Annotated in this window: 16 protein-coding genes and 1 tRNA gene; 11 read left to right on the top strand and 6 right to left on the bottom strand. The window is 52.3% G+C overall.

Going from position 1 to position 17,229, the window contains the following annotated elements; all coding sequences use genetic code 11:
• Nucleotides 1-100: 100 nt before the first annotated feature.
• Nucleotides 101-313 (bottom strand): ribosome-associated protein YbcJ, encoded by a 213-nt coding sequence (gene ybcJ, locus PU683_RS04230; protein ID WP_277170274.1) that lies wholly within the window; start codon nt 311-313, stop codon nt 101-103.
• Nucleotide 314: 1 nt separating this feature from the next.
• Complete coding sequence (folD, locus tag PU683_RS04235) at nt 315-1,181, bottom strand: bifunctional methylenetetrahydrofolate dehydrogenase/methenyltetrahydrofolate cyclohydrolase FolD (protein WP_277170276.1); 867 nt, start codon at nt 1,179-1,181, stop codon at nt 315-317.
• A 513-nt stretch (nt 1,182-1,694) separates the two neighbouring features.
• Here folD and fimA point away from each other — a divergent pair.
• The 5 genes from fimA to sfmF all read left to right on the top strand — a co-directional run bounded on the left by fimA (nt 1,695) and on the right by sfmF (nt 7,080).
• Nucleotides 1,695-2,249 carry a type 1 fimbrial major subunit FimA gene (gene fimA, locus PU683_RS04240; RefSeq protein ID WP_277170277.1) on the top strand — a complete coding sequence of 185 codons (555 nt, stop codon included), beginning with the start codon at nt 1,695-1,697 and terminating at the stop codon, nt 2,247-2,249.
• Nucleotides 2,250-2,342: 93 nt separating this feature from the next.
• Nucleotides 2,343-3,029, top strand: coding sequence for a type 1 fimbria chaperone FimC (gene fimC, locus PU683_RS04245; protein WP_277170279.1), 687 nt, complete (start codon nt 2,343-2,345; stop codon nt 3,027-3,029).
• A gap of 21 nt (nt 3,030-3,050) precedes the next feature.
• Nucleotides 3,051-5,570 carry an outer membrane usher protein FimD gene (fimD, locus tag PU683_RS04250; protein WP_277170280.1) on the top strand — a complete coding sequence of 840 codons (2,520 nt, stop codon included), beginning with the start codon at nt 3,051-3,053 and terminating at the stop codon, nt 5,568-5,570.
• A gap of 4 nt (nt 5,571-5,574) precedes the next feature.
• On the top strand, nt 5,575-6,570 hold the full coding sequence (fimH, locus tag PU683_RS04255; protein ID WP_277170281.1) for a type 1 fimbria D-mannose specific adhesin FimH: 996 nt from the start codon (nt 5,575-5,577) through the stop codon (nt 6,568-6,570).
• Between the two features lie 9 nt (nt 6,571-6,579).
• Nucleotides 6,580-7,080 (top strand): fimbria assembly protein, encoded by a 501-nt coding sequence (gene sfmF / locus PU683_RS04260; protein ID WP_277170282.1) that lies wholly within the window; start codon nt 6,580-6,582, stop codon nt 7,078-7,080.
• Nucleotides 7,081-7,133: 53 nt separating this feature from the next.
• Here sfmF and fimZ read toward each other — a convergent pair whose 3' ends face one another.
• Together fimZ and fimY are read right to left on the bottom strand one after the other, a co-directional pair.
• Nucleotides 7,134-7,766, bottom strand: a complete 633-nt coding sequence (gene fimZ, locus PU683_RS04265; protein WP_277170283.1) for a fimbria biosynthesis transcriptional regulator FimZ — start codon at nt 7,764-7,766, stop codon at nt 7,134-7,136.
• A 612-nt stretch (nt 7,767-8,378) separates the two neighbouring features.
• Nucleotides 8,379-9,104 (bottom strand): fimbria biosynthesis regulator FimY, encoded by a 726-nt coding sequence (gene fimY, locus PU683_RS04270; protein ID WP_277170285.1) that lies wholly within the window; start codon nt 9,102-9,104, stop codon nt 8,379-8,381.
• 357 nt (nt 9,105-9,461) lie between these two features.
• Here fimY and PU683_RS04275 point away from each other — a divergent pair.
• Nucleotides 9,462-9,538 (top strand) — tRNA-Arg (locus PU683_RS04275).
• A gap of 175 nt (nt 9,539-9,713) precedes the next feature.
• Nucleotides 9,714-10,181 carry an Hsp20 family protein gene (locus PU683_RS04280; protein ID WP_277170286.1) on the top strand — a complete coding sequence of 156 codons (468 nt, stop codon included), beginning with the start codon at nt 9,714-9,716 and terminating at the stop codon, nt 10,179-10,181.
• Between the two features lie 77 nt (nt 10,182-10,258).
• Here the strand turns inward: PU683_RS04280 and PU683_RS04285 are convergent, their stop codons facing one another.
• Nucleotides 10,259-10,492 carry a YnfU family zinc-binding protein gene (locus PU683_RS04285; RefSeq protein ID WP_346771055.1) on the bottom strand — a complete coding sequence of 78 codons (234 nt, stop codon included), beginning with the start codon at nt 10,490-10,492 and terminating at the stop codon, nt 10,259-10,261.
• Between the two features lie 288 nt (nt 10,493-10,780).
• On the opposite strand from PU683_RS04285, the gene PU683_RS04290 reads away from it, so the two are divergent.
• From PU683_RS04290 to PU683_RS04300, 3 genes are all read left to right on the top strand, one after another.
• On the top strand, nt 10,781-11,002 hold the full coding sequence (locus tag PU683_RS04290) for a hypothetical protein (RefSeq protein ID WP_187801684.1): 222 nt from the start codon (nt 10,781-10,783) through the stop codon (nt 11,000-11,002).
• Nucleotides 11,003-11,283: 281 nt separating this feature from the next.
• Nucleotides 11,284-12,687 (top strand): glycoside hydrolase family 1 protein, encoded by a 1,404-nt coding sequence (locus tag PU683_RS04295; RefSeq protein ID WP_277170289.1) that lies wholly within the window; start codon nt 11,284-11,286, stop codon nt 12,685-12,687.
• Nucleotides 12,688-12,810: 123 nt separating this feature from the next.
• Complete coding sequence (locus PU683_RS04300) at nt 12,811-14,685, top strand: glucose PTS transporter subunit IIA (RefSeq protein WP_277170490.1); 1,875 nt, start codon at nt 12,811-12,813, stop codon at nt 14,683-14,685.
• A gap of 148 nt (nt 14,686-14,833) precedes the next feature.
• On the opposite strand, the gene PU683_RS04305 is transcribed toward PU683_RS04300, so the two are convergent.
• The gene (locus tag PU683_RS04305; protein ID WP_277170290.1) at nt 14,834-15,238 is read right to left on the bottom strand and encodes an H-NS family histone-like protein; all 405 of its coding nucleotides are present in this window, start codon (nt 15,236-15,238) and stop codon (nt 14,834-14,836) included.
• Nucleotides 15,239-16,100: 862 nt separating this feature from the next.
• On the opposite strand from PU683_RS04305, the gene PU683_RS04310 reads away from it, so the two are divergent.
• Nucleotides 16,101-17,192: an NADH:flavin oxidoreductase/NADH oxidase gene (locus PU683_RS04310; protein ID WP_277170292.1), complete on the top strand. Its 1,092-nt coding sequence runs from the start codon at nt 16,101-16,103 to the stop codon at nt 17,190-17,192.
• Nucleotides 17,193-17,229 lie beyond the last annotated feature (37 nt).

Consider the following 17,229-nt stretch of genomic DNA (forward strand, 5'->3'; position numbering starts at 1 on the left):
GTAGGCCCGATAAGCAAAGCGCCATCGGGCAGGCTCGCCGCAGAGGGGAAGCGGGGGATGGTGTAGGCCCGATAAGCAAAGCGCCATCGGGCACAGGGGGTCAGGCAGTGACGGTCACGCTCTGACCGTCGAAGGTGACAGTTTGCCCGGCGACAACTTTGCAACGCTTACGCGTTTCAACTACGCCATCAACCTTCACGTAACCCTCGGCGATAACACTCTTCGCCTGCGCGCCGCTCTCGCTCCAGCCTTCCAGTTTCAGCAGATCGCACAATTCAACGTGCGGGTGTTTACCAAGAGAAAATGTTGCCATCTTAATTGCCTTTTACATCGTGATATTCTTCACACGCCTGCAGCGTGTTCTGGATCAGGGTTGCCACGGTCATCGGACCCACGCCGCCGGGAACGGGCGTTATGTAAGCGGCGCGCGCGGCGGCCTCTTCAAACACCACATCACCAACCACTTTGCCGTTTTCCAGCCGGTTGATGCCGACATCCACGACAATCGCGCCCTCTTTAATCCACTCGCCGGGGATAAAGCCCGGTTTGCCTACCGCAACGATCAGCAGATCGGCGTTCTCAACATGATGGCGCAGATTTTTCGTAAAGCGGTGCGTTACGGTGGTAGTACAACCGGCCAGCAGCAGCTCCATACTCATCGGGCGACCAACAATGTTCGACGCGCCAATCACCACAGCGTTGAGTCCGAAGGTGTCGATGTTGTAACGCTCAAGCAGGGTGACGATCCCGCGCGGCGTGCAGGGACGCAGACGCGGCGCTCGCTGACACAGACGCCCGACATTGTAAGGGTGAAAGCCGTCCACGTCTTTATCGGGCGCGATACGCTCCAGCACTTTGACATTATCGATGCCCGCGGGCAGCGGCAGCTGCACCAGGATGCCATCGATTGCGCTATCGGCGTTGAGTTCGTCAATCAGCCCCAGCAGCTCGGCTTCGCTGGTGGTTTCCGGCAGATCGTAAGAGCGGGAGATGAAACCCACCTCTTCGCACGCTTTGCGTTTACTGCCGACATAAATTTGCGAGGCCGGGTTGCTGCCAACCAGAACGACGGCCAGACCCGGAGCGCGAAAACCGGCCGCAACGCGGGCACGAACTTTTTCAGCAACCTCAGAGCGCACCTGCTGCGCAATCGTTTTACCATCAATAATTTTTGCTGCCATCAGAGAGAAGATTCCATCTGTTAAATTGACTAAAGGGGATGCGCGCTATTCTGTCAGAAGCACGCCGCGCTGTCAGTTACCGTTTGCGGATTTCACTTACCGTGCGGGAAGAGGTCGACTACCTGGCTTTAATTAACAAAAATGAAACAACTCATCACCCCCAGGAAACATGAGGTTAAGCTTGCAGCTATGCGGGGTTGGTCGTCATTTCAGGTAACACCAATAAAATATGGCAGGGTCATTTCTTAGGCCTTCTTAGGCAACCCCTTAGGGGAAATGCAGCATTTATATCTGGTTTTAATTTTGCGTCAGGCCTAATTTAAAAGGGCAGCAAGTAATAATGATAATTAAATAACTTTAATTCGTTTTGCTTGATCTGGGAGGCACACGAAATGAGGAGTGTTTCATCAATATTTTCACGGAAGAGAATCTCTTTCGGGCATTAAATGCCTTCAGTCATTAGCGATATTAAAAAGGATGATGAAATCGCTGGGCGAATTATAAGGAAATAACATGAAAGTCAAACCTATAGTTATTCCGCTTGCGGCGAATCTGATGCTGTTTTCTGGTTTAGCGCAGGCCAGCGGACCGGTGGTTATTCCGGGCGGTAACCTTCATTTTGAAGGTGAACTGGTACAGGTTGCCTGCGCGATTAGCGTGCAGTCGGGCAGCCAGACCGTGGCCATGGGCCAATATCACACGACGTTGTTCAGTAATGTCGGTGATACGACGCCTCCGGTGCCGTTCACCCTGACGGTGAATGATTGCGATCGCAGCGTGGCAACGCAGGCATCTGTCGCATTTGCAGGAAAAGCGGATGATGCTGATCCAACGTTGTTAGCGCTTACTGCGGGCGACCGCGGCACCAGCGCGAAAGGGGTGGCCATTGAGATCCTCGATAGTAATGCCGAAACGCTAAAGCCTGACGGCGCAACCTTTTCCGCTGCGCGAGCGCTGGCGAATGGAAACAATACCTTGCGTTTTGCCGCTCGCTATAGAGCGACAGCGGCAGAGGTAACGCCAGGTTCGGCCAACGCCGACACAATGTTTGTTATGAAGTACGAATAAGAAATGGAAGACAGGAGGCTACACTCTCAGGGATGAGTTCTTGTAGATATCCGTATAGTTTTTTTGAATATTCTTATTATAAGAAAGTTGACCATGCAGAATTTACTACAAATGGGTGTTGCGGCTATTTTTGTTATCTCCTGTGCCGTAAATGCCGACGGGGGAATATCTTTAGGTGCCACGCGAGTTATTTACCCTGCCGAGGCGAAACAGACTTCCCTTGCGGTAAGTAATAGCGATGATAAATCCCGCTTTTTAATTAACTCATGGGTTGAGGATGAGCAGGGGCAGAAAATTAAAACCTTTGCTGTCACCCCACCATTATTTGTCAGCGAACCGAACAGTGAAAATACGCTGCGTATTATTTATGTCGGTCCGCCGCTGCCCACCGATCGGGAATCGCTCTTTTGGCTCAATGTAAAAGCGATCCCCTCGGTGGAAAAAGAGAGCGTGGCGGGCAAAAACGTTCTCCATCTGGCGATCTTGTCTCGCATCAAACTCTTCGTGCGCCCCGCAACCCTTGCCGACCTGGCGCATGAGGCTCCTGCGGCGCTGAGCTTTGCGCGTGAGGGGAGCCGCCTGAAGATCGCCAACCCATCGCCTTTTTATCTGTCACTGGTAAACGTGCAGATCAACCAGCGGAAATTAAACAACATCATGGTTACGCCAAAAAGCAGTACGCAGGTGCCGCTGCCATTCGATGCCCGGGGCGATCTCACTTTTCAGACGGTGAATGACTACGGTGCCGTCACGGCAGCCAGAACAGTTAGCCTGCGTTAGACGGGCGAGTGGTAAACATTTATGAGCATAAAATTTCCTCCGCGTCGGTTCGCGCTCTCAATGCTGGCCGCGCTATGCCCGCTGGATCTCAATGCTGAACGTTATTTCAATCCGGCTTTCCTGGCGGGCGAGCCCGGTTCTGTCGCGGATTTATCGCTGCTGGAAAAAGGGTTTCAGCGCCCGGGCAGCTACCGCGTCGATATCTGGCGCAACGATGAGTTTATTGCCACACAGGATATCCGCTTTGAGCGGGGGGCGAGGAGCGCTGCTGATGCGGGATCAGGCGGCTTAACGCCCTGTTTCTCTGAAGCGCTATTAGCGCGTCTCGGCGTCAATATGGCTGCGTTTTCTGCGATCAAGTCACAGCAAGCGCCTGACTGTATTGATATAAGCCAGGCCATCCCTGGGGCACAAACCACCTTTACCTTTGCAACCCTGCGGCTCGATATCAGCCTGCCGCAGGCGGCAATGCATCTTCACGCCCGCGACTACATCCCGCCGGAATCATGGGATGAGGGCATTCCCGCCGCGCTGTTTAATTACAGCTTTAGCGGTAACCATGGCACGCAGAGCGATAGCGCTTTTTTTGCCCTGCAGAGCGGGCTGAATTATGGCCCCTGGCGGCTGCGAAACAGCGGAGCCTGGCGCAGCGCAGACACTCGGCGCTGGGAAAATATCGCCAGCTGGCTGCAGCGGACGGTTGTACCGCTGAAAAGCGAGCTGGTGATGGGTGACAGCAACACGCAGAATGCGCTGTTTGATAGCATCGGCTTTCGCGGGCTGCGCCTCTTTTCGGCGGACGCCATGTATCCCGATAGCCAGCAGGGCTATGCGCCAACCGTACGCGGTATTGCACGCGCGAGCGCGAGGCTCACTATTCGCCAGAATGGCTATGTCATCTATCAACGCACGGTTGCCGCTGGCCCTTTCACCATCACCGATCTGAATCCCACCTCCTCCAGCGGCGATCTTGAGGTCGTGCTGGAGGAAAAAGATGGCCGTGAGCAGCGTTACAGCGTGCCCTATTCGACGTTGCCGCTGCTGCAGCGTGAAGGACGCATCAAATATGATCTGGTGGCCGGGCGCTATCGCAGCGGTAATCGCCACTATGCTTCGCCCTTATTTACCCAGAGCACGGTCATGGCCGGTCTGGCAGAGGGCTATACCCTTTACGGGGGGACGCAGCTTGCCAGGGATTACGCGGCTTTCGTCAGCGGCGCTGGGGTGAACCTTGGCGATCTGGGGGCGATCTCATTTGATGTTACCCATACACACAGCCGCCTTGCCACGGAGCGCAAACAGCAGGGCGAGTCTGTACGCTTAATGTATGCCAAATCTCTTAATCAACTCGGCACGCACTTTCAGCTTATGGCGCTGCGCTACTCCACGCGCGGGTTTCATACCCTGGATGAAGTGGCACACCCGGTCAGCAAAAATGGTGGCGACGAAAAGGGGAGACCGGGAGAGGAGAGCGCGAACAAGAAACGGCGCGTGCAGGCCAATATTACGCATAACTTCACCGATTACGGGTCACTCTATCTCTTTGGCTCTCAGCAGACATATTGGGATGAAGCGCATAGCCGACGCTGGTTGCAGCTTGGCTATGCAGATGTCTGGCGAGGGATGAGCTATGCCCTGTCGTGGTCGCTGAGCTACGCTTCCGGCGACAAGCAGGCGGAACGTATCGCTGCGCTCAATATCTCCATCCCCTTTAGCGCACTGGGCTTTGGATCGCGCGGCGGTGTAGCACAAAACGCTTACACCAGCGCCAACTTCAACCGCAGCAGCAGCGGGCACTCCAGCTGGCAGAGCGGTATTGGCGGGACACTGCTGGAAGGGGGCAACTTTGGTTACAACCTCAGCCAGGGGAGCAGTCATACCCGCGGTTATAACGGCAGTGCTAATGCGTACTCGCAGGCAGCGTGGGGCAGGCTTAATCTGGGTTACAACTACGATAAACAGCAGCAAGACTATAACTGGCAGTTTGCCGGCGGGGCGGTAGCCCATGCCGATGGCGTCACGTTTGCCCAGCCGCTTGGCGACACCAATGTGCTGATTAAAGCGCCGGGGGCGCAGGGGGTACGTATTGAGCATCAGCCGGCCATTACGACCGACTGGCGCGGTTACGCCGTCGTCCCGTATGCCACCGTCTATCGCCACAATCGTGTGGCGCTCGATACGGCTACGCTCAACGATCACACCGATATTGTGAGTAACGTTGGCAGTGTCGTCCCCACCGAAGGCGCACTGGTGCGCGCCAGTTTCACGACCCGCATCGGCGTGCGTGCGCTGCTTACCGTCATGCGCGGCGATCGCGCGGTGCCTTTTGGATCGCTGGTCAGCGAGCGCGGCAGCGGTGTCAGCAGCATGGTGGGCGAGGAGGGACAGCTCTTTTTAAGCGGGTTACCGCTGCGTGGAGAGCTGCTGGTGCAGTGGGGAGCGCGCGCTCATGAACGCTGCATCGCTTCGTACGCCTTACCGGAAGCCAGCCTGCAGCAGCCCATCACCCTCGCCAGTGCAAACTGTGTCAGTAAAGGATAACGCGATGCGATCGATTTTTGCCGGTCTGTTATGGCTTGCGGCAACGCAGGTCTTTGCCGCCAATTGTTTTAACGCCAAAGGCAGCCCCACCGATGTGACGTATGATTTGTCGAACAGCTTCGATGGCAGCAGTAACCAGCTCAATAAAGTGATGACGCGATCGGAGAAATCAGCGTGGATCGGCGTGCAGGCCATCTGTCCTGCGGGTACTCGCCAGACCCATACTTACCGCAGTTATGTGACGCGCTATCCGGTGGAGTTTACCGCCCAGGGTTACCACTATCTGCAAGTTAACCCCTATTTGCAGGTGGCCATGCGCATTACGGATAATTTCGCCGGTGAGTTTTATCCCCCCATCAACTCTCTGCGCATGGGGCACAATGAGAATGTGGATAAACAGCAGCCGTTTGGGGTAATGGATTCGCAACTGATACTCAAGCTGCGGTTGACCCAGCGCTTTATGAACCGGGTGACTCTCCCGCAGCAGACCCTCTTTAGCGTGTATGTTACCACCGGCGTAAACGATCCGCTGATCACGCCGGTCTACACCATCAGTCTTGGCGGCGTGATAGAAGTACCGCAGCGCTGTGAGGTGAACGCCGGACAGGTGATAGAGTTCGATTTTGGTGATATTCGCGCCGCCCTGTTTAGCGAGGCCGGAGCGGGAAATCGCCCGCGCGGCGTGACGCCGCAAAGTCGAACGGTTGCGGTCAACTGTACGAATGTTCACGCCCGGGCCTATCTCTCGGTGCGGCTCGAAGCGGAGAAGTCGGCCAGCCATATTCTGCTCTCCGATAATCCGGATCTGGGCTTTGTGGTCGCCAATGAGGCGGGCGAGCCCTTAACGCCCAATAATATTTTCAGCCTGATCCCGCTTCAGCTCGATAACAGCGCCGCCGCAAGCTTCGGCATTCGTGCCTGGCCCGTAAGCGTTACCGGCAATAAACCGGCGGATGGGCCTTTTAGCGCCCGCGGTTTTTTACGCATGGAATATCATTAAGGAGCCGCAATGCCCCGCTTTTTATGCTTCATCTTGCTGCTCGGCTGCGCAGCGAGTGCTGCCGACGCGCAAACCAATATTGAACTGCGTGGCACGGTTATTCACGCCGGATGTGCGGTGGAGAGCAGCGATAGACACAAAACGGTCTCATTAGGGCGCTGGCCGGTACGGCAGTTGCAGATGGCAGGAAATATCACCACGCCGGTTGCCTTTTCGTTGCGATTGAAGGGGTGTCCACCGGGAAGCGTGTCGATAACTTTTTCGGGAAAAGCGGCCAGTAATTCTGGCTGGCTGGCGCTTAGCGACAATAAAATGGCGCATCAGGTGGCTATCCAACTGCGTGACCACGATCTGTCGCCCTTAGAACTTGAAACACCCAGCCAGGTGATGCTGGTGGATGGTAATGGCAATTCACTTTTGCAGTTCTTCGCCAATTACATTGCTCTGGTGAATAACCCTACGGCAGGCATTGCTAAAGCAGATGCTACTTTTACCATTAATTATTATTAAGCTCTCTTTTAAAACGATTGTTTAAAAAAGGCCGCACACGTTGCGGCCTTTTTTTATAACAACTCATGCGCCTTGGCATAATCAATCAACTCAACGATGGTATGAACACCCAGCTTAGAGAAGATGTTGGATTTATGGGCGCTGATGGTTTTGTTACTCAGTATCAATTGTTCCGCAATCTCTTTGTTTGAAAAACCATTCGCCAGATAGCGTAATACTGTGACTTCGCGATTAGAGAGCGGCATATCCCGCATTTCCCCTTTACGTTTACCGGGATGGTTAATGTAATTGAGCGTTTCGGAAGGGAAGAAAGAGTAGCCGGCAAGAATCATCTTTACCGCATTATAAATATCATTGAGATCTTTTCTTTTGCTGACAAAACCATTTGCGCCTGCGCGGATTGCGCGAGCGGCATAAAACGACTCCGATTTTGAAGAGAGAAAGAGTACGTTAACATCTTCACGTATCGCTTTGATTTTCCTTAATAAAGTAAAGCCATCGGTCTTCGGTAACTCAATGTCCAGAATAACCAGATCCACCTTATTGGCGCGAATAAAATCAAGCGCGCTGCGACTGTCATCTGTTTTCAGAACGACTTTTACATTCTGGCTTTTCTGCAACAGAACTTCTATCGACATCCTGACGATAGGATGCTCATCCATAATAATGACGGAAGCCGGTTTCATCTTTTCTAGCCTCTGATTGTTTTTTTATGACTCGTCTACGCAGGTGTGCCACAGACGTTAAGAAGAGTAGTTGCCGTTGACGTTTTCTGTGACGAAGATAATTTTCATGGGAAAACCGGTGGCTTCCTTGAGTCTGTCAGACTATTTCTTCTCGCAGACTGCGAAGGGGGGAAATAATCTATTCCTTATTAACGCAAGAGAGATTGCGTGCGCGTTAATGCGCTAGATCAATTATACCTGGTAAGTATGTATGGAGAGGTCTTATGAGTTAGCGTGATTTATTTACCGGCAGGAAATCCTGAGGAGTAAAAGCGTATAAAAGATATTTGAATCTATCTGTTATCAATTTTTCTTGTTTTAGAGAGTTATCATTTTTACGGCGAGCAAAACAAAATAACAGGCTATTTGTTTTAAGTCTGTTAAGAAGATAAATGACATCTTATCCGCAGTCAGCGTGAGCAAAGCATTGTGGTCAGCGGATACCAGAGAGAGGCAGACGCCCTCTCTGGTTCCAGGATAAGTATCAATTGTTATCGTCTTGTGAAAAAAATCTGCGTGCGTGCGCTTTTCTCGCTCTTTTGACCCATAAAGCAACGTGAAAAGTGAGTTCATTCATAGCATCTGGTGATGTCTGTTGAGGGTCAGACGATGCAGGAGATGGATAAGACTCTGTCTATCGGGGAGGCCAAGCAGCTTAAGTTGGGTGTTGAGTCGGTAAACAACGCGATGATAAGGGAGGTTGAGCTGTCGTGCGATGCGTTTCATGGTTAATCCTCGCGCCAGAGAAGAGAGAATTTTCCACTCTGTTGCCGGAAAGAGCGGAGCGTGAATACTTCTTTCAGGGGGCACCAACAGCGCCTGGCGGAACGGAACAACGGAGAGATTGCGGGCAATAACATGAAACGGGCCCGCAGCGCGCAGAAAGCTGATTTGCGCCGGATCGTCTTTTGAGGTTAAGAGGTAGATATGCAGACCGCGATTACTTAAATTGGGCTGCCGCAGGGTTTCCAGCGCCTCCAGCCGGGAGGTTGTCAGGGTTTCCATATCAACAATTAAGTGTGACAGATAGGGTTCGCACAGCTGATGATTTGCCAACTCAAGCGATGGAAAGACCGCATTTCGTTTGCCGGAGAAGAGGCAACTGCGCCAGGCATAACTCAAATAGTGATCGGTGGAGATTAGCGTCTGGCTAATCATATATTCCGGCAGTGCGAAATTGAGCTGCTGGACGAGCTGTTCCAGCGTATCAAAAAGGGGAGGCGTTGCGCCCCGGTAAGGTAGAACCCGATGTGTCGGTTTATCGCTGCGATGCTTTTCTCTACGGATACGTTTTCGCATTTTTCCCTCGCCAACGTATTTTATTTTTCGGCTAAAACGCCCTGTCCATTCAGGCTTTGCCAGCAGCAAACACACGCTGCATGTCCTGTTTTATGCCCTGTTAAGAGCAACATTTTTACAATCTGATTCATGCAGAAACAGGTACAGATACTTAAAGCCATCTGGGATATTTCCCAAGAAGTGAGGCAGGGTTAAGGCGAAGACGTAGGCGGAATGACGCATAAACTGGCGGATTGCCGGGAAAACGCGCAGGCGCGTTCACTTCGCGGTCAACCAGCCTAAAATTCATTGACTCACCTGGTGCTCACCGTATAATTCCAGGCGTTTCCACCGTAAAAGTGGTGGCATCCGCGCAATGCGCCCTTAGCTCAGCTGGATAGAGCAACGGCCTTCTAAGCCGTAGGTCACAGGTTCGAACCCTGTAGGGCGTACCATCTTCCCTCCGCTTGCGCGTACAGTTTCTCCCTGGTTTTTCTGCACAGCGCGTAGCCGCAAAAAAATTTTTTACCCACTCTTGAAAAACGTGTCTGCGACATTATTTTTATTAGCGGACAAGCAAGGCTTGCCTGTAACTTGAACTTTTGAATTGATTATTCAGGAGGTTAACTTATGGCACTCAGAACCTTGTCAGCACTCCCTGGCTTTTCAGATTCGCTTTTTGCCGACCGTTTTAACCGGATTGATTCGCTTTTTAGCCAGCTCACCGGCAACACGCCCGTGGCGGCATCGCCTGCCTACGATCTGAAAAAAGTGGATGCTAACAACTACCTGTTGCATGTCAGCGTGCCTGGCTGGAAAGAGGAGGAGCTGGAAATCGAGACGGTAGGCGGCAACCTGCATATTTCCGGCAAGCGCAGTGAAGAGGCTTCCGAGGAGGAGCAGGGCTGGATCTATAAAGGCATACGGCGCGCGGATTTCCGCCTCAGCTTCTCGCTGCCCGAGCATGCTAAAGTAAGCAGTGCGAAATTAGAGAGCGGTATTTTAGCGGTCTCGATTTATCAGGAGATCCCGGAGAGCGAAAAACCACGCAAAATCGCTATTGAGAATAACCAGAAGGTGATTGAGCACCAGCCATAATCGTACGCTTTTTCTTGATAAGCCGTTAAGGCCCGCCCGCGCGGGCCTTATTGCTTTCACCTGAGGTGAAAGAACACTCAGTTCGTTGCCTGAGCGAGGGCGTTTTTATCTTGGTTGAAAATTTTGCTGCAGTGCGGGCACATTAACATTGACCCTTTCTGGACGCGGGAGAAGCTGTGTTCGGAATATTGTGAGCAGTGAGGGCAGGAACATTTTACGAGGTAGTTACGGCGGCTTTTGGCATCTTTGCGTTGTGACATAGATTTTTTCCTAATGAATGGCCGGCAACCATACACGATCCTGCTGCGCATAGCTCGATATCATTATCTTCACTGATAATTTAACCGCGCAGACGCCGCCAGGATTAATCCCAATATTGCGCAAGGTTTTTAATATAACGCTATGATTTGACTAGCTATCATCATTAACCCCTATTAACCCTGATAATGTTTCTGCGCCGCTCTGCCCGAGCGGCTTTTTTTTATCTTATTACACGATTTGCGGCGTTTTTGTGCCCATCTTACAGGGATGTGATTGCATCCTGCCGCACCTGATGGTGTTATATCCGACCACTGGAAATGTAATCTGAGGAGCAAACAGTGTTAGAAGGATATTTTGATCTGGACGGCGCGACCGGCAATGACGCGCTGGAGAACAGAAAACGGTTATTAGCCGTACAGGCAGCACTGGAGATTTCGAAAGCGGCTGTCTCTGCAACGACTGCAAATGCCGGCATTCGCAGCCAGATGGATTTACGTAATGTCTCGCAAGAGGTCGCTACGCTTGCCGATGCCATCCAGGATGCGTTAGAAGCAGATTAACGCTTTACCCCCGCATTGATGAAGCAGCCCGAATGGGCGACTTCATCAATTTATTGCAATTTCCCTCTCCTCCTCATCCTTGATTATCATCACATTTCACGTTTTGAGCGCTTGAGCCAAATAATGGGATTCGTTATAAGAGTCCACCCGGGTCGTCATCAATAAACCGAGCGAAACCTGATTCCCTTACTGCCTGCCAGGCACGAAGGGAATCAGGTTTTTTTTTGCCTGTCGTTCGGCGTTCCGCGACGAGGCGCTATGACAACAAGGAGAGATAAACGATGAAAATGGTATTTCCCGACGGGTTTTTATGGGGCGGAGCGGTCGCCGCTAACCAGATCGAAGGCGCATGGAATCAGGGGGGAAAAGGCGTCTCGACCGCCGATCTGCAACCCAGGGGAATCGATGGCGAAATTGCCGTGCGCCCGGGCACAAACGGTAACCTCAAAGATATCGCCATCGATTTTTACCACCGTTATCCGCAAGACATAAAACTCTTCGCTGAAATGGGATTTACCATCCTGCGCACCTCTATTGCCTGGGCGCGAATTTACCCGAACGGTGATGAAACCGAGCCGAACGAAGCGGGGCTGGCGTTCTACGATCGCCTTTTTGATGAGATGGCGCAGCACGGTATTCAGCCGCTCATCACCCTTTCACATTACGAAATGCCTTTTAGTCTGGTGAAAAAGTATGACGGCTGGAGCAGCCGGCAGGTTATCGATTTTTTCGAACGTTACGCGCGCACGGTGTTCACCCGGTATCGTCACAAAGTGAAATATTGGCTCACCTTTAACGAGATCAATATGGCGCTGCATGCGCCCTTTACCGGCGTCGGGTTGATGGGCGAGCGTAGCAAGCAGGAGATTTATCAGGCGCTGCATCATCAACTGGTCGCCAGTGCGCGAGCCGTCAAAGCGTGTCATGACATTATTGAGGACGCCCGAATCGGCTGCATGCTGTTGGGGGCGGTACGCTATCCGATCAGCTGCAAACCGGAGGATCTGCTGCAAGCGCAGCAGGAGAACCGCGAGTGGCTCTTCTTCGGCGATGTGCAGGTGCGAGGAGAGTATCCGAAGTGGATTGCGCGTTATTTTCGTGAAAATGGCATTACGCTCTGTGTGACGTCGCAGGACAGAGAAGATCTTAAAGAGACTGTCGATTTTATCTCGTTCAGCTATTACATGAGCGGTTGCGCCGCCGCCCGGCCCGATCTCTATCAACGCGGCCACAGCACGCTCCTCAATATGATCCCCAACCCCTTTCTCTCGGCGTCGGAGTGGGGGTGGCAGATCGACCCTAAGGGGCTGCGTTTTCTGCTCAACGAACTCTATGATCGCTACCGTAAGCCGCTCTTTATCGTGGAGAACGGCCTCGGGGCGAAAGATGTGCCTGAACTGGATGGTTCGATTCAGGACGACTACCGCATTCACTATCTTCACGCCCATCTGGTAGAGGTTCGCGAGGCGATTGAAGATGGCGTTGACCTGCTCGGTTACACCAGCTGGGGGCCGATAGATCTGGTCAGCGCCGGAACGGGGCAGATGGCAAAACGCTACGGCTTTATCTATGTCGATCGAGACGATGGCGGTAACGGCAGCCTGGCGCGTCAGCGCAAGAAAAGCTTTTACTGGTATCGCGATGTGATCCACAGCAACGGTGGCACGCTGAGCGAACCGATTTAAGTCGCTCCTATTACGCTGGTCATCGTCATCATACGATGACCCTTTCGCTCACTCGCCAACGGACGGCGGCGACAAACGAGGTTTCAGGTTGTTGGATTACATGGAAGAAGAAGAATGAATTACATGGTTCTCGCAGAGAATATTCTGCGGCTGGTGGGGGGCGAAAGTAACGTCGTATCGGTCATCCATTGCGCGACGCGCTTGCGCATCGCCCTGATCGATAAGCACAAAGCGAAACTGGCGGAGCTCGGGGCGCTGGATGGCGTACTCACCGTGGTGAGCGAGGACGATCGGTTACAGGTGGTTATTGGCAATCGCGTGGAGAAAGTCTTCCATGCTCTCAGCGTGCGTTGCGGTTTAATCAGCGATGCAGAACAGAGCGGGCAGCCTGAAAGAGTGGGCTGGCCACAGTTGATGACGTGGCTCGACGATCTTGCGGATATAACGATGCCGCTAATGAGTGTCATGATGGCCGCAGGCATCCTGAAAGGTCTACTCATGATGTGTGTCGACGCCGGTTGGCTGAACCCTGGCAGGCAAAGCGCCGCCATCCTGTTTGCCATCGCCGAAAGTCCTTTTAATTTTCTGCCCATTTTTCTCGCTATTCTCTGCGCGCGTAAATTTAAGGCCAATCTTTTTATTGCCGTCGCGATGGCGGGCGCCTCTCTCTCGCCGCTGGAGATGGGGCTGCCGGCAGGCGGGCAACAGGAGGCTTTTCCGGCGCTACCGTTCAAAATAATAAGTCATAGCGGCGCGGTAATTCCGGTTATTGTCGGCGTCTGGTTAATGTCGCGCAGTGAGCAGGCTCTCGATCGCTATTTTAACGAGGCAAAACGCGCAATAGTGACGCCCTGTATAGTGCTTCTTCTTGTCGTGCCTCTCATCTTGCTGATTCTGTTTCCTGTGGGGGTGAGTGTAAGCCAGGGGATTAGCGCGCTATTTAGTGCGCTTTATAGCTTCAGCCCCATCTTTACCTGCGCGCTAATGGCGGCTGCCTGGCCTTTGCTGCTGATGCTCGGCCTTCACCAGGCATTTATTGTGCTTTTTATTAATGATATTTCGGTTATGAGACAGAGTTTTTTGCTGGCGGCATGCGGCCCGTCAATATTCGCCTGCTCTGCAATGTTGCTGGCTGTCAATCTGCGTACCCGTAACAGTAAATTGAAAGCGATAACCGGCAACGCAATTATTCCATCGCTTTTCGGTCTCAGCGAACCGGCTATTTATGGCGTAACGTTAAAACGTAAGAAAATGTTTTTATGCGTTCTGCTTGTCGCCGCATTTGGCGGCGCAATGGTGGGTTATGGCAAAAGTTTCGCTATCGCTATGGCGATGCCCGGGCTGCTGACATTTCCGGTTTTTTATGGCGAAGGGTTTATCACTTTTATTCTTGCGTGCAGCCTCGCATTTGTGGGCACTCTGGGATTAATCCTGCTTACCGGTTTTGAAGAGGGGGCTCAACGGGTGAGCCAGGCTCAATCCTCGGGTCGGGGAAATATAGCAGTAAGGCGTTTTCCACCTGTACCGAAACCGGTTTCAGATATTACTGAGCAAATTATCGCCCCGGTGTCAGGTGAGGTCATCTCACTTGCCCAGGTCAATGATGGGGTCTTTTCTACCGGCAGCGTTGGGCCAGGTTTTGCGATTATTCCCGATGAAGGGCGCGTTTATTCTCCGGTTGATGGTTATATCGCCAGCACATATGCCAGTGGACATGCAATTGGGATCTGCTCTAACGCAGGTGCAGAGATCCTGATTCACGTCGGGATTAATACCGTGCAGCTGGCCGGAAACTATTTTTGCGTCGAGGTAAAAACGGGAGAGGCGGTAAAACAGGGACAACTGTTAATGACATTTAATCTGCTGGCGATTGCCGCTGAAGGTTATGACACGGTAACGCCTGTCATCATTACGAATAGTGAGGCATGGCGCACACTGGATGTCAGCGAAAAACCGCGCTCGCGTAGCGGTGAGCGAAGCTCAGCATTAGCAATATAACCTGTTGGCAACAGGGAGAAGGGCGTATTGATGCAGATTTTATTTTTCATACCCCTGATGAAAACAGGTGTAATGCACTATTTGCAAGGGAAATGAACATGTTACAAGGCAGATAAAAAAGAGGGCGATAATATTATCGCCCTGCTTTTTAGATGGAGAAGTCTTCCAGTTTTTTGCCTTCTTCCAGCGCCCTGGCGATGACTTTCGGCGTACGGCCCTGGCCGGTCCAGCTTTTTTCAGTGCCGTCTTCGTCAATATACTTATATTTAGCAGGACGCGGCGCACGAACAGATTTGGTTTTAGTCGCCTGACCTTTCAGCGAGGATAAAAGTTCGGTCGGATCGATACCTTCATCCAGCAACTTCTGGCGGAATGCCGCCAGTTTAGCTTCTTTCTCTTCCTGCTCTTTACGTAAAGAAGATTCCTCTTCGCGGCGTTCTTCTACAACCACGGACAATTTTTCAAGCATTTCTTCCAGCGTTTCGAGCGTAACTTCACGCGCCTGAACTCGCAGGGTGCGAATGTTATTTAACGATTTAAGTGCTTCTGACATGATGTCACTCCGTGTGCGGGTAAATGAAAATCGATCGGAATTAATTTTTAGTGATAAAGAGATAAAAATCAACTTGGGATTATGTGTTTTATCAAATAGGGTGAGGAAATTGCAACCCTTGATGTTGGATATCTATGTTGTGCTAAGAAATTTAGTAAGTTCGCGCCGTGATAAAGGCCGGGTCATTTAAGGGTTATTTTTAACGTAAACCCTGGTTGAAGCTCAAGCGCTATTAAGAAAATAGCATATGGGTTAGAAGGCGAGCGATTTCAGCGTTACTGTAGCTTTACTTAAACATTGCGCATGTGCTTTGTTCAACAACGTCACAATAAGCGACAGAAAGTTTCACTTATATCTGTCATAACTGAGAATATTCTCAGTTGGAGACAAAATCGCACTTTCAGATCATTCTTCGCTGAGAAACACCCGAGGGGAGTGCGCAATAGTCAGCGCTATTCGATAACGGTGCCACGATGAGGATATTTGTTCGCCGCCTTTCCATCACTATTGCAATAAAGATTTCTGTATGGCACGGCTAAGGCGGCAAAAATTTGCCTTTATCTGCCATGTTGTGCCGACGGTCGACAAAACGGCTTACCGCAATAATAACCCTCTTTGCCGCAGGATATCCTCACGCGCGCGTCGCGATATTCGTCGATTTTTATCTTAAAATTGAAAAATTATTTTCAACTTAGCTTTCATAACGTTAACCAGACCATTGATTGCCTGAATATCGTTCTGCCCGCTGCTAACGGCACATCCCGCCAAAGACAAGCTATGGTAATTGGCTGACAGTTTCTTCTCTTTACTGCGCGCGGGTGCTTTCAGTTGCGCAGTGAACGAAGCCGGAAAAGGATGAGACATGAGTAAACTATTTTCAGAAGTGACGCTTGGGCGTGTGACGCTGGATAACCGTATTGTGATCGCACCGATGTGTCAGTATTCGGCCGATGAAGGCAAAGCGACCGCCTGGCATCGTATTCATCTCGGTAACCTCGCGCTCTCCGGCGCAGGGCTGCTGATAATTGAAGCGACCGCCGTGGAGCCGGAAGGGCGCATCTCACCAGAGGATCTTGGGTTGTGGGATGATGCCACCGAAGAGGCGCTGCGCGTGGTGCTGGACGATATTCGCCGCTATTCGCCGATCAAAATCGGTATTCAGCTGGGTCATGCCGGGCGTAAAGCTTCCACCAGTGCGCCATGGCTTGGCGGCAAGCAGCTCTCGCTGGACGAAGGTGGGTGGGAAACGCTCTCCGCTTCTGCTCAGGCGTATGACGAAACAGAACGTCCACCGCACACGATGAGCAAAGCGGATCTGGCGCGCGTGAAGCAGCGTTTCGTCGATAGCGCGCTGCGCGCGGTGAAGCTTGGGGTTGAGGTGATCGAGATCCATGCTGCGCACGGCTATTTACTGCATCAATTCCTCTCTCCGCTCTCTAATGAGCGCGACGATGAGTATGGCGGTAGCCTCGAAAACCGTCTGCGCTATACCGTAGAGGTGTTCCGCGCGGTGCGCGAGGCGGTACCGGCTTCCGTTGTGGTCGGGCTACGCCTGTCGGCCACCGATTGGGTGGAGGGCGGCTGGGATATTGAGCAATCCGCGGCGCTCACCGGGCAGATCGAAGCAGCCGGCGGTGACTATGTCCACGTCTCCAGCGGCGGCCTTTCGCCGATGCAGCAGATCAGCGTCAAAGCGGGTTATCAGGTGCCGTTTGCTAAGGCGCTGCGCGAACGGACAACGATGCCGGTTATTGCCGTCGGGCTGATCACCGAAGCAGAGCAGGCGGAAGCGGTTCTGCAGCAAGGCGAGGCGGATCTGGTAGCGCTGGCGCGCGGCATGCTTTATGACCCGCGCTGGCCGTGGCACGCAGCGGCAAAACTGGGCGGTGCCGTGAATATTGCGCCGCAGTATCAGCGCGCTGAGCCGCACGGTGTTAAAGGTACGGTGAAATAGAAATAAACAGGCGAGTTTGCCTCTGTGACAAACTCGC

It is taken from the genome of Candidatus Kosakonia sp. 282A-S69, assembly GCF_029433855.1.
Lineage (GTDB): Bacteria > Pseudomonadota > Gammaproteobacteria > Enterobacterales > Enterobacteriaceae > Kosakonia > Kosakonia cowanii_A.

What these genes read in the sequence shown, in the direction of transcription:
- fimA (WP_277170277.1), top strand. Translation starts at nt 1,695, where the DNA reads ATGAAAGTCAAACCTATAGTTATTCCGCTTGCGGCGAATCTGATGCTG.
- fimH (WP_277170281.1), top strand. Translation starts at nt 5,575, where the DNA reads ATGCGATCGATTTTTGCCGGTCTGTTATGGCTTGCGGCAACGCAGGTC.
- PU683_RS04280 (WP_277170286.1), top strand. Translation starts at nt 9,714, where the DNA reads ATGGCACTCAGAACCTTGTCAGCACTCCCTGGCTTTTCAGATTCGCTT.
- fimY (WP_277170285.1), bottom strand. Translation starts at nt 9,104, where the DNA reads ATGCGAAAACGTATCCGTAGAGAAAAGCATCGCAGCGATAAACCGACA.
- fimZ (WP_277170283.1), bottom strand. Translation starts at nt 7,766, where the DNA reads ATGAAACCGGCTTCCGTCATTATTATGGATGAGCATCCTATCGTCAGG.
- sfmF (WP_277170282.1), top strand. Translation starts at nt 6,580, where the DNA reads ATGCCCCGCTTTTTATGCTTCATCTTGCTGCTCGGCTGCGCAGCGAGT.
- PU683_RS04300 (WP_277170490.1), top strand. Translation starts at nt 12,811, where the DNA reads ATGGTTCTCGCAGAGAATATTCTGCGGCTGGTGGGGGGCGAAAGTAAC.
- PU683_RS04305 (WP_277170290.1), bottom strand. Translation starts at nt 15,238, where the DNA reads ATGTCAGAAGCACTTAAATCGTTAAATAACATTCGCACCCTGCGAGTT.
- folD (WP_277170276.1), bottom strand. Translation starts at nt 1,181, where the DNA reads ATGGCAGCAAAAATTATTGATGGTAAAACGATTGCGCAGCAGGTGCGC.
- PU683_RS04295 (WP_277170289.1), top strand. Translation starts at nt 11,284, where the DNA reads ATGAAAATGGTATTTCCCGACGGGTTTTTATGGGGCGGAGCGGTCGCC.
- PU683_RS04285 (WP_346771055.1), bottom strand. Translation starts at nt 10,492, where the DNA reads ATGCGCAGCAGGATCGTGTATGGTTGCCGGCCATTCATTAGGAAAAAA.
- PU683_RS04310 (WP_277170292.1), top strand. Translation starts at nt 16,101, where the DNA reads ATGAGTAAACTATTTTCAGAAGTGACGCTTGGGCGTGTGACGCTGGAT.
- ybcJ (WP_277170274.1), bottom strand. Translation starts at nt 313, where the DNA reads ATGGCAACATTTTCTCTTGGTAAACACCCGCACGTTGAATTGTGCGAT.
- fimD (WP_277170280.1), top strand. Translation starts at nt 3,051, where the DNA reads ATGAGCATAAAATTTCCTCCGCGTCGGTTCGCGCTCTCAATGCTGGCC.
- fimC (WP_277170279.1), top strand. Translation starts at nt 2,343, where the DNA reads ATGCAGAATTTACTACAAATGGGTGTTGCGGCTATTTTTGTTATCTCC.